Source organism: Pseudomonas sp. NPDC087358, assembly GCF_044900785.1.
Lineage (GTDB): Bacteria > Pseudomonadota > Gammaproteobacteria > Pseudomonadales > Pseudomonadaceae > Aquipseudomonas.
Genome location: NZ_JBJDOA010000001.1, coordinates 798,107 through 809,403, shown reverse-complemented (window position 1 = coordinate 809,403; position 11,297 = coordinate 798,107). Strand labels below are relative to the sequence as shown.

At 62.3% G+C, this 11,297-nt stretch carries 4 protein-coding genes and 1 rRNA gene; 4 read left to right on the top strand and 1 reads right to left on the bottom strand.

Features of this window, described 5'->3' with window-relative positions; translation table 11 throughout:
• The first annotated feature begins 120 nt into the window (after positions 1–120).
• The 4 genes from rrf to recD all read left to right on the top strand — a co-directional run bounded on the left by rrf (position 121) and on the right by recD (position 9,613).
• A 5S ribosomal RNA gene (rrf, locus tag ACI2KS_RS03555) occupies positions 121–236 on the top strand.
• A gap of 112 nt (positions 237–348) precedes the next feature.
• Complete coding sequence (gene recC, locus ACI2KS_RS03550) at positions 349–3,828, top strand: exodeoxyribonuclease V subunit gamma (protein WP_404617216.1); 3,480 nt, start codon at positions 349–351, stop codon at positions 3,826–3,828.
• A gap of 2 nt (positions 3,829–3,830) precedes the next feature.
• Entirely contained in the window at positions 3,831–7,529 is a 3,699-nt protein-coding gene (gene recB / locus ACI2KS_RS03545) for an exodeoxyribonuclease V subunit beta (RefSeq protein ID WP_404617214.1), read from the top strand.
• Positions 7,526–9,613 carry an exodeoxyribonuclease V subunit alpha gene (gene recD / locus ACI2KS_RS03540; RefSeq protein ID WP_404617212.1) on the top strand — a complete coding sequence of 696 codons (2,088 nt, stop codon included), beginning with the start codon at positions 7,526–7,528 and terminating at the stop codon, positions 9,611–9,613. Before recB ends, recD begins: the two co-directional genes overlap by 4 nt.
• A gap of 108 nt (positions 9,614–9,721) precedes the next feature.
• Here the strand turns inward: recD and ACI2KS_RS03535 are convergent, their stop codons facing one another.
• Complete coding sequence (locus tag ACI2KS_RS03535) at positions 9,722–11,269, bottom strand: amino acid ABC transporter permease/ATP-binding protein (RefSeq protein ID WP_404617210.1); 1,548 nt, start codon at positions 11,267–11,269, stop codon at positions 9,722–9,724.
• Positions 11,270–11,297 lie beyond the last annotated feature (28 nt).

The window sequence follows — 11,297 nt, the reverse complement described above, 5'->3', positions numbered from 1 at the left end:
CGCCAGATTGCGGTGACTGTGAAGATGACATGCACCGAAAGTTTGCAACACGAACGCACCTGATCACATACCCGATTTGCTGAAGCGAGGCCATAAGGTCGCGAGTCAGTACCCGAATTTCTTGACGACCATAGAGCGTTGGAACCACCTGATCCCATCCCGAACTCAGCAGTGAAACGATGCATCGCCGATGGTAGTGTGGGGTTTCCCCATGTGAGAGTAGGTCATCGTCAAGATTAAATTCCGAAACCCCATCTGCTCACGCAGATGGGGTTTTGTTTTTGCGCGCGAAAAAGTGATGCCTTCCTCTGTTAGTCTTCTCCCTCTTCAAATGCCAAGGAAGCCGTTATGCCGGTGACGTCCAACCTCAATCCCGGGTTCATGGTGGTTCATGGCAACCGCCTGGATGAACTGCGCAGCCTGGTGGTGTCCTGGATGCGGCGTTACCCGCTGACGCCGTTGGAGAACGAAATTGCTCTTGTGCAGAGCAACGGCATAGCCCAATGGCTCAAGCTCGCTTTGGCAGAAGACGCTCAGGATGACGATCAGGGCGGATGTGGTATCGCCGCTGCCATCGATGTACAGCTTCCCGGCAGCTTCATGTGGCAGCTCTATCGGGCAGTACTGGGCAAGGATGAGATTCCGGAAACCTCCCTGCTCGACAAGGCGCCGCTGACCTGGCGTTTGATGCGCCTGCTGCCTGCGCTCATCGACCAACCGCATTTCGAGCCGCTGCAACGTTTTCTGACCGCCGACACGGATCTGCGCAAGCGCTATCAATTGTCGGAGCGACTGGCTGACCTGTTCGACCAATACCAGGTGTACCGCGCCGACTGGCTGGAAGACTGGGCGGCTGGCAAACATCAGTTGAAGAGTGTTCGGGGCGAGATCAAGCCGCTAAAGGCGGAGAATTGCTGGCAGGCCGAGTTGTGGCGCGCGTTGCTGCACGACGTCGGGGCTCAAGGCATGTCCCAGAGTCGTGCCGGCGTGCATCAGCGCTACATCGAACGCATCACCAGCATGACCGAAGCGCCGCCGGGCTTGCCTGCGCGGGTCATCGTCTTCGGTATTTCTTCGCTCCCGGCGCAGGCGCTGGAGGCATTGGCCGGGCTGGCTCGCTTCAGCCAAGTGCTGTTATGCGTACACAACCCGTGCCGTCACCACTGGGCAGACATCGTCGCTGACAAGGACCTGCTGCGCCATGAGTACAAGCGTCAGTCGCGCAAGGCAGGAATGCCCGTGGTGCTCAGTCCCGATGCGCTGCACCAGCACGCCCACCCCCTGCTCGCCGCGTGGGGCAAACAAGGTCGCGACTACATCAACTTGCTCGACAGCTACGACGACCCCAACAGCTATCGCTCGGTGTTCCGCGACGGCCGTATCGACCTGTTCAGCGAGGGCGACCCACACACCGTTCTCAACCAGCTTCAGGACGACATTCTCGAACTGCGTCCGCTGGGCGAAACCCGCGAGCTGTGGCCAGCAGTCGATATCAAGACAGACCGTTCCATCCGCTTCCATGTCGCCCACAGTGCCCAGCGCGAAGTCGAGGTGCTGCATGACCAGCTGCTTGCGCGTTTCAGCAAAGACCCGGATCTACGCCCGCGCGACGTCATCGTCATGGTGCCGGACATCGACAGCTATGCGCCGCACATCCGCGCCGTGTTTGGTCAGCTCGATCGCGACGATCGCCGTTTCATTCCTTTCACCCTGGCCGACCAGGGGCAGCGTGGTCGCGACCCATTGCTGATTGCTGTCGAGCATTTGCTGAAGATTCCTGACAGCCGTTTCCCGGTCAGTGAGATTCTCGATCTATTGGATGTACCGGCCTTGCGTGCGCGCTTTGGCATCAATGAGCGCGACCTGCCAACCCTGCACCGTTGGATCGAAGGCGCCGGTGTCCGCTGGGGGCTCAATGCCGAACAGCGTGAAGGTCTGGGACTGCCTCAGGCATTGGAGCAGAACAGCTGGCACTTCGGGCTGCGTCGGATGTTGCTCGGCTACGCGGTCGGTGCAGGCGTCGCTTATGACGGTATCGAGCCCTACGATGAAATTGGCGGGTTGGACGCCGCGCTGATCGGGCCACTGGTGGCGTTGATCGATGCGCTGCAGGTCGCCCACAACGAGTTATCGCAACCGGCCACTCCTGCGGCTTGGGGCGTGCGTCTGCAGGCGCTCATGCAGCTGTTCTTCAGTGCCGACAGCGAGCATGACGACTACCTGCTCAGCCAACTGGAAACCCTGCGCGAAACCTGGCTGCAGACCTGCGAATCTGTTGCCCTGATGGAAGAGCTGCCACTGACCGTGGTGCGTGAAGCCTGGCTTGCGGGGCTCGACCAGGGGCGCCTGTCGCAGCGTTTTCTCGCAGGCTCGGTCAACTTCTGCACGCTGATGCCCATGCGCGCGATACCTTTCAAGATCGTCTGCCTGCTGGGGATGAACGACGGTGATTATCCCCGCGCTCAGCCGCCATTGGACTTCGACCTGATGGGCAGCGACTATCGCCCTGGCGACCGCTCCCGTCGTGAGGACGACCGTTATCTGCTGCTCGAGGCACTGCTGTCCGCTCGTGATCAGCTCTACGTCAGTTGGGTAGGGCGCAGCATTCGTGACAACTCCGAACGACCGGCCTCGGTGCTGATCGGTCAATTGCGCGATCACCTTGCCAGCGGTTGGCGGCTGGCCGACGCCGTTGACCCCGAGGACGACAATAAGCGTGATCCAGGCCAACAGTTGCTGCACAAACTGACTCTGGAACACCCGCTGCAACCCTTTAGCGCCAAGTACTTTCAAGAAAGCATGGAGTTCTTCAGTTTCGCCCGCGAATGGCAGGTGCTGCATGAGGCCGCGGCCGAGGCTGGCGAAACGAAGATGCTTGCGAAACACCAGCAGGAAGAACCCCTGAGTCTGATGCAGCTGCAGGATTTTTTGCGCAACCCGGTCAAGCACTTCTTCAGTCAACGTTTGAAGATTTTTTTCGAAGTCGCCGAGGCGCCGCTCGCCGATGAAGAGCCCTTCGTGCTGGATGCGCTTGAGCGTTACGGGCTCAGCGACAGCCTGCTGCAAGCGGCGTTGATCGACCCCGAGCACATCGACGCAGCGCTCAGGGCCCGCGCCATTCGCCTGCAAGCCAGCGGGCTGTTGCCCATGGCCGGGTTCGGCACCTTGCTGCAGGATGAGCTGATCGAGCCGCTGCCCGACCTGGTTCAGCGCTACCACGATCTGTTGTCCAAGTGGCCCCAGCGGCTGCACAGCGCGCTGCCGGTGACCTATCAGCATCAGGGCGTCGAACTCGACGGCTGGGTCGATGGCCTCTATCAAAATGCTCAAGGCCAGTTGCTCGCGGTGACCGCAATCCCGAATGCGATCGGTGGCAAGAAGTCGCGCAAATGGCATCGCTTGAGCAAACCGTGGGTCAACCATCTGGTGGCGTGTGCCTGCAACCTGTCATTGACCACCGCACTGGTCGCCAGCGACGAAACCCTGCTGTTGCCACCGCTGGACAACGACACCGCAAGGCGAACGCTCAACGATCTGCTGCTGGCCTGGCAACAGGGTATGCAACGACCGCTGCCAGTGGCGATCAAGACTGCGTTCGCCTGGCTGGGGCAGGGCGACGAGGTGAAAGCCGAGGCGGCCGCGCGCAAGGCCTACGAAGGCGATGGCCAGACCAGCAACGGCGAGCGTGCCGAGAGCACAGCCCTGGCCCGCCAATTTCCGGATTTCGACGCGCTGCTCGGCAGCGAGGAGTTCGTCGGCTGGAGTGAGTCGCTGTACAAACCCATATTCGACGCGCCCTGGCAGTCCCTGTCCAGTGAGGAGGCCTGAGCATGAGTGACGCACAACAACCGCTGGCCCTGCGCTTCCCGCTCAAAGGCAGCCAGCTGATCGAAGCCAGCGCCGGCACCGGCAAGACCTTCACCATCTCGGCGCTGTATCTGCGCCTGGTGTTGGGCCATGGCGGTGAGCTGTCGGGTTTTGGTCGTGAGTTGCTGCCACCCCAGATTCTGGTGGTGACCTTCACTGATGCCGCAACCAAGGAGCTGCGTGATCGGATTCGTACGCGACTGGCCGAAGCCGCGCGCTTTTTTCGTCAGGAGATCGAAGCCCCCGACGCGTTGATCACTGATCTGCGCAACGAGTTCTCGACAGAGCAATGGGCCGGCTGCGCCAGTCGCCTGGACATTGCTGCGCAATGGATGGATGAGGCGGCAGTCTCGACCATCCATAGTTGGTGTCAGCGCATGCTCCGTGAGCACGCCTTCGACAGCGGCAGCCTGTTCACCCAGAGCCTGGAGACCGACCACAGCGATCTGCTGGGCGAAGTGCTGCGCGATTACTGGCGCAAGTTCTGTTACCCCATGAGCGGTGATGCGCTCGCCTGGGTGCGTGACAACTGGGGCGGGCCGGCGGCCTTGATGCCGCGGGTTCGCGCAATGTTTGGCAGCGAGCGTGCCAGCATCACGCAGACCCCGACCCAGTTGATCGAAGCGTCTATTCAGGAGCGCCGCGAGACCTTGCGCCAGCTCAAATCGCCATGGGCCAATTGGGCTGCCGAGTTGCATGCCATCTGTCTCGATGGGGTGGCGTGTAAAGTCGTCGACGGCCGCAAGATGCAGGAGCGCTACTTCAGACCCTGGTTCGACAAACTGATCGCCTGGGCCAACGATGACCAGCAGGAGCAGCTCAACCTGGGCACCGGCTTTACGCGCCTGACGCCTGACGGTATTGCCGAAGCATGGAAGAACAACCCGCCTTCGCACCCGGCGTTCGAAGCCATGGTCGAGCTCAAGGTGGCCCTGGACACCCTGCCAACCCCCGACGCCGCGGTGCTTGAGCACGCCGCGCAGTGGGTGGGCGCGCGGTTTGAGGAAGAGAAGCGTCGCCGTGCCGAAATGGGCTTCGACGACATGCTGCTGCGTCTTGACGCCGCCTTGCGTGGTTCCGGCGGCGAACGTCTGGCCACGTTGATTCGCGAACAGTTCCCGGTCGCGCTGATAGACGAATTCCAGGACACCGACCCCGTGCAGTACCGGATTTTCGACAGCATCTATCGCCTGGATGCCAACGATGAAAGCACCGGGCTGTTCCTGATCGGCGACCCCAAGCAGGCGATCTACGCCTTCCGTGGCGCCGATATCTATACCTACTTGCGCGCCCGTTACGCGACCACCGGCAGGCTGCATACGCTGGGCACCAACTTCCGCTCCAGCCATGCCATGGTCGAGGCGGTGAATCATGTGTTCGTGCGCGCGGAGAACAGCAGCGCCGGACGTGGTGCGTTTCTGTTTCGCAGCCCGGACGACAATCCGGTGCCGTTCCTCAAGGTCGGTTCGCAGGGTCGCAAGGAAAGCTTTGAAGTGGACGGTCAGGTCGCCGCCGCATTGAATGTCTGGCAATTGCACAGTGATCAGCCGGTCTCGGGCGTGGCTTATCGTCAGCAGTTGGCCGCCAGTTGTGCGAGCGAGATCGTGCGTCTGCTCAACGCCGGTCAACAGGGCCGTGCGGGCTTTGCCAAAGAGGGCGAGCTGCTCAGAGGTTTGTTGCCGGCCGACATTGCGATTCTGGTCCGCGATGGCAAGGAAGCTCAGGCCGTGCGTGGCGAACTGTCGGCGCGTGGCGTACGCAGCGTTTACCTGTCGGACAAGGACTCGGTGTTCGCTGCGCAAGAGGCCCATGACCTGCTGGCCTGGCTCAAGGCCTGCGCGGAACCTGACGCCGAGCGCACCCTGCGCGCCGCGCTGGCCTGCATCACCCTCGACCTGCCACTGGCCGAGCTTGAACTGCTCAATCAGGACGAACTGGCGTGGGAAAACCGCGTCATGCAGTTTCGCGACTACCGCCGCATCTGGCGCACGCAGGGCGTGTTGCCGATGCTGCGTCGCCTGCTGCACGACTTCAAACTGCCCCAGGCGTTGATCCAGCGCAACGACGGCGAACGCGTGCTCACCAACCTGCTGCACCTCTCTGAACTGATGCAGCAGGCGGCCGCCGAGCTGGACGGTGAGCAGGCGCTGATCCGTCACTTGGGTGAGCATCTTGCGTTGTCCGGTCAGACCGGCGAAGAGCAGATCCTGCGCCTGGAAAGTGACGAGCAACTGGTCAAGGTGGTGACCATCCACAAGTCCAAGGGGCTGGAATATCCGCTGGTGTTCCTGCCATTCATCTGCTCGACCAAACCGGTGGATGGCAGTCGCCTGCCGCTGCATTTTCATGACCCCGACGGCCATGCGCAGATCAGTCTCAAACCCACCGCCGCGCTGATCGAGCAAGCCGACAACGAGCGTCTGGCCGAGGATCTGCGTCTGCTCTACGTGGCCCTGACGCGCGCGCAGCACGCTTGCTGGCTGGGCGTTGCCGATCTCAAGCGCGGCAATACCAACAGCTCGATCCTGCACCGTTCGGCCTTGGGTTATCTGCTCGGTGGGGGTGACGCCCTGGCTGATTCAGCCGGGCTCATCCAGTGGCTGCAGTCACTGGCGCAAAACCAGCCGGCGCTGCGGGTTGACGTGGTACCGGAGCCGACCGACGAGACCTTCAGTGCACCGCGCAGCGAGGTCGCCTTGAGCCAGCCGCGCATGCCTCGACGCAGCGCCAGGGAGAACTGGTGGATCGCCTCCTACAGCGCCTTGCGCATCGGCGACACCATCACCGACAGCGGTGATCAGTCACCCGACAGCCCGCAGGCGCAGAAGCTGTTCGACGATGAACGCCTGGACCCGGACGCGCCGCGCGAGGTGCTGGTCAGCGGCGGCGACATCCATCGCTTCCCCCGCGGACCCAACCCCGGCACCTTCCTGCATGGTTTGCTGGAGTGGGCGGGCGACAAGGGTTTTGCCGCCGCTGCCAGCGATCCTGCGGCGCTGGAAAAAGTGGTCGCCCAGCGCTGCAATCGCCGCGACTGGAAAGGCTGGATCAATACCCTCAGCGACTGGCTCGGACACCTGCTGGGCATGCCGCTGAGTCTGGGCGAGGAGACTCAACCGGTGGCCTTGCGTGCGCTGGACCAGCCCAACCAGTATCGCGTCGAGATGGAGTTCTGGTTCGCCTGTTCGAAAGTCGATGTGGCGCAGATGGACGCGCTGGTTCGCCGTTATACCCACAATGGCGCGCCTCGGGCTGCGGCAGAAACCGTCTCGCTCAACGGCATGTTCAAGGGCTTCATCGACCTGACATTCGAGCATGACGGCCGTTATTACGTAGCCGATTACAAGTCCAACTGGCTGGGTGTCGACGACGATGCCTACACCCATCAGGCCATGGAAAACGCGATTCTCGACAACCGCTACGACTTGCAATACGTGCTTTATCTGCTGGCCCTGCATCGCCAGCTCAAGGCACGGCTGAGCGACTACGACTACGACCGGCACATGGGCGGCGCGGTGTATCTGTTCGTGCGCGGCAGCCGCTCGGCCAGTCAAGGCGCCTGGTTCACCCGACCGCCTCGTGAGCTGATCGAAAGCCTCGATTTACTGTTCCAGGGACGCGCCGTCATCGAGCAACAAGCCCTGTCGGGAGACCTCGCATGAATCGCACCTTTGCTCATTTGCTGCCCACGCCGCTGGACGCCGAGCGCCTTTGCGAGCTCCAACCGCTGAGCCGGGTCGATGACCTGCTGCTGTTGCTTGAGCGTTGGGTCGAGCGCGGATGGCTGCGCGCGCTGGACAAGGCGTTTGTCGCCTTCCTTGCCGACCTCGATCCGGCGGCGGATTCGCTGGTACTGCTGGCGGCGGCACTGACCAGCCACCAGCTGGGTCACGGGCACGTTTGCCTGGACCTCTTCGAAACCCTCAAGGAGCCGGACTTCGCCCTGTCGCTGCCGCCTGAAGGCGATCTGTTGTCGACGCCGATGTTGCTGCCTTCGGCCTTGCTCAAGGCGCTGGATGGGCCGACCTGGTGTCAGGCGCTGGCCGACAGCAAGCTGGTGGCCAGGGCTGGCGATAACAGCGAGGCCGCGGCAGAAAAGCCGTTGGTGTTGTCAGATCGGCGCCTGTACCTGCGGCGCTACTGGACCTACGAGCGCAGGATCGATGCCGCGTTGCGTCGGCGTCTGGCCCAGGCCGAGCCCGCGCCGGATGATCTTGCGCAGCGTCTGGATGCCCTGTTCGGCCCGGCCAATCCTGCGCCCGACGCGCTGATCGACTGGCAGAAGCTGGCCTGTGCGCTGGCCACCCGTGGTGCATTCAGCATCATCACCGGCGGCCCCGGCACCGGCAAGACCACCACCGTGGTGCGCTTGCTGGCACTGCTGCAATCGCCGGCCGTTGAAGCCGGTAAACCGCTGCGCATTCGTCTGGCCGCGCCCACCGGTAAAGCGGCAGCGCGTCTGACCGAGTCCATCAGCCATCAGGTGCAGTCGCTGCAGGTGACTGAAGCGGTGCGGCAGAAAATCCCCAGTGAGGTGACCACTGTCCACCGTCTGCTCGGCAGCCGTCCTGGAACGCGGCATTTCCGGCATCACGCGGGCAACCCGTTACCGCTGGATGTGCTGGTGGTCGACGAGGCATCGATGATCGACCTGGAAATGATGGCCAACCTGCTGGATGCCTTGCCGCCCCATGCGCGCATGGTATTGCTCGGTGACAAGGATCAATTGGCATCGGTGGAAGCCGGTGCCGTGCTGGGTGATCTGTGTCGTGATGCTGAAGCCGGGATGTATAGCCCGCAGACCCAGGCGTGGCTGGCGGCGGTCAGTGGCGAGGACTTGAACAAGAGCGGCTTGCAGCAAGGCGACGACGCACGGCATGCGCTGGCCCAGCAGGTGGTGATGCTGCGCCATTCCCGGCGCTTCGTCGCAGGCAGCGGCATTGGTCAGCTCGCCAGACTGGTCAATCAGCAGCAGGATCAGGAGGCCCGCTCGCTTCTGCTCAACGGCGGTTACACGGATTTGTATTCACTGGCGCTCAAAGGTGAGCAGGACCGCGCGTTATCGCGGCTGTTGCTCGACGGCCACGCCAATGGGCCCCAGGGTTATCGGCACTATCTGGGCGTGATGCACGCGCAACGACCGCAGGGACTGGAGACGATCGAAGATGCGCGCTGCATCGAGTGGGCGCGGCAGGTCTTGAACGCATTCGACGAATTCCAGCTGCTGTGCGCCGTGCGTAAAGGGCCTTGGGGCGTTGAAGGGCTGAACCAGCGGATCACCCAGACCCTGTTCGCCGCGCAGCTGATCGAGAGCGATCATCAGTGGTACGAAGGTCGCCCGGTGCTCATGACCCGCAACGACTACGGCCTGGGCTTGATGAACGGCGACATTGGCATCGCTCTGCGTCTGCCCGAGGGGCCGGTGGAGGAGCATCGCCAGGCCCTGCGCGTGGCATTCCCGCGTAACGATGGCAGCGGCGGGGTGCGCTTCGTATTGCCCAGCCGGCTCAATGATGTGGAGACGGTGTACGCCATGACCGTGCACAAATCCCAGGGCTCGGAGTTCGCCCACACCGCGCTGATCCTGCCCGAGGCGCTGAACCCGGTGCTGACCAAAGAGCTGATCTACACCGGCATCACCCGGGCGAAGCACTGGTTCAGCCTCATTGAGCCACGTCAGGGCGTGTTCGAAGAAGCGCTGCGACGCAAGGTCAAGCGCTTGAGCGGGTTGATGCTGGAGTTGTGAAGCGCGTTGTAGCAGTCCGGCTGCCGGCGGTGGCGTTTTTGAGTTCGCCACCGCCGGCCAGCCGGACTGCTACACGGACCTGATCGTCTGCTACGCCGGCACAGCCACTCAGGCTTCCTTGCGAACCGGCTCCTGAGTGACTGTGCTGTCCAGCCCCATGAACTTGCGAACTCGCTCGCCGCACTGATCGGCCAGGATGGCCTGTGGCGACGCATCGACCTGCACCACGCCGTTCTCCATGAAGATCACTCGGTCGGAAATCGACAGCGCGAAATCCATCTCATGGGTGACGATGAGCATGGTCATGCCTTCCCTGGCCAGATCACCAATCACCTTCAGCACGTCGCCTACCAGCTCCGGATCCAGCGCGGACGTTGGCTCATCGAACAGCATGATTTGCGGGTCCATGGCCAGCGCGCGGGCGATCGCCACCCGTTGCTGCTGACCGCCGGACAGTTGATGCGGGTACTTCTGCGCATGGGCCAGCAGCCCGACTTTATCGAGCAGGGCGTAGGCCCGTTGTTCGCTGATGGCCTTGTCGCGGCCGTGGTAACGCGGCGCCAGGGTCACGTTGTCGAGGATGGTGCGGTGAGGAAACAGGTTGAAGTTCTGGAACACCATGCCGATGCGCTGCACGCCCCGGCGGATCTGCGGCGCATTGGGGCTGTCGCCGGCGTGAATGAAGCCTTCGCCGAAGAGAATGATTTCGCCCTTGTCGATGGTTTCCAGGCTGTTCACGGTCCGAATCAGCGAGGTCTTGCCCGAGCCCGACGGACCGATGATGGAAATCACCTGACCGGTATTGACGTCCAGGCTGATGCCCTTGAGCACCTCATGATGACCGTAACGCTTGTGAATGTTGATCAGCTGCAACGCTGGCGCCGCACCCGGGCCGCAAGCGGCGCGCTGGGCTGCCGAGGGCTGCACCACCAGGCTTGAACGCAGCTTGCTCAAAGCGCTGTCATCGAGGGTCTGCGGCTTGCGGTTGTTCAGCTCCAGATGCTGCTCGAGCCAATGAAACAGCCAGCCGAACACGGTGACGATCATCACGTAGTACACCGCTACCGCCGACAGGGTTTCCATGACCAGAAAGTTTTGCGCATACAGGCGCTGACCGACCGTGAGCAGTTCGGTCAGGGAAATGACCGACACCAGCGAGGTCAGTTTCACCACCGTGATGTATTCGTTGATCAGGGTCGGCAGCGAGATACGAAACGCCTGCGGAATGACGATCAGACGCTGCATGCCGATCAGTCCTACGCCCAGCGCACGACCGGCTTCCTTTTGCCCCTTGGCGACCGAGATCAGACCGCCGCGATGGATTTCAGCCATGTAGGCCGCTTCGGTGACAACCAGTGCCAGCAGGCCGGAGTAGAAGGGGTTGGACAGCACCTCGCGAGTGATCGGAAACATCTGCGGCAGGTTATAGGTGAACACCACCAGCACCAGCAGCGGCACACTGCGAAAGAACCAGATATAAATCGACGCCGGAACGCTGATCCAGCGCGCGGTCGAGAGCTTGGCCGAGGCCAGCAGGAAGCCCAGCAGCATGCCGATGAACCAGCCCAGCGCGCTGAGCTCGATGACCGTGATGCACGACTCCCAAAAGTCCGAGACCGAGAACAGAGAAAAAAAGTAAGACCATTCGAATTGCATACACACCTCAGCGGGGAAACCCTGGGGT

What these genes read in the sequence shown, in the direction of transcription:
- recB (WP_404617214.1), top strand. Translation starts at nt 3,831, where the DNA reads ATGAGTGACGCACAACAACCGCTGGCCCTGCGCTTCCCGCTCAAAGGC.
- recD (WP_404617212.1), top strand. Translation starts at nt 7,526, where the DNA reads ATGAATCGCACCTTTGCTCATTTGCTGCCCACGCCGCTGGACGCCGAG.
- ACI2KS_RS03535 (WP_404617210.1), bottom strand. Translation starts at nt 11,269, where the DNA reads ATGCAATTCGAATGGTCTTACTTTTTTTCTCTGTTCTCGGTCTCGGAC.
- recC (WP_404617216.1), top strand. Translation starts at nt 349, where the DNA reads ATGCCGGTGACGTCCAACCTCAATCCCGGGTTCATGGTGGTTCATGGC.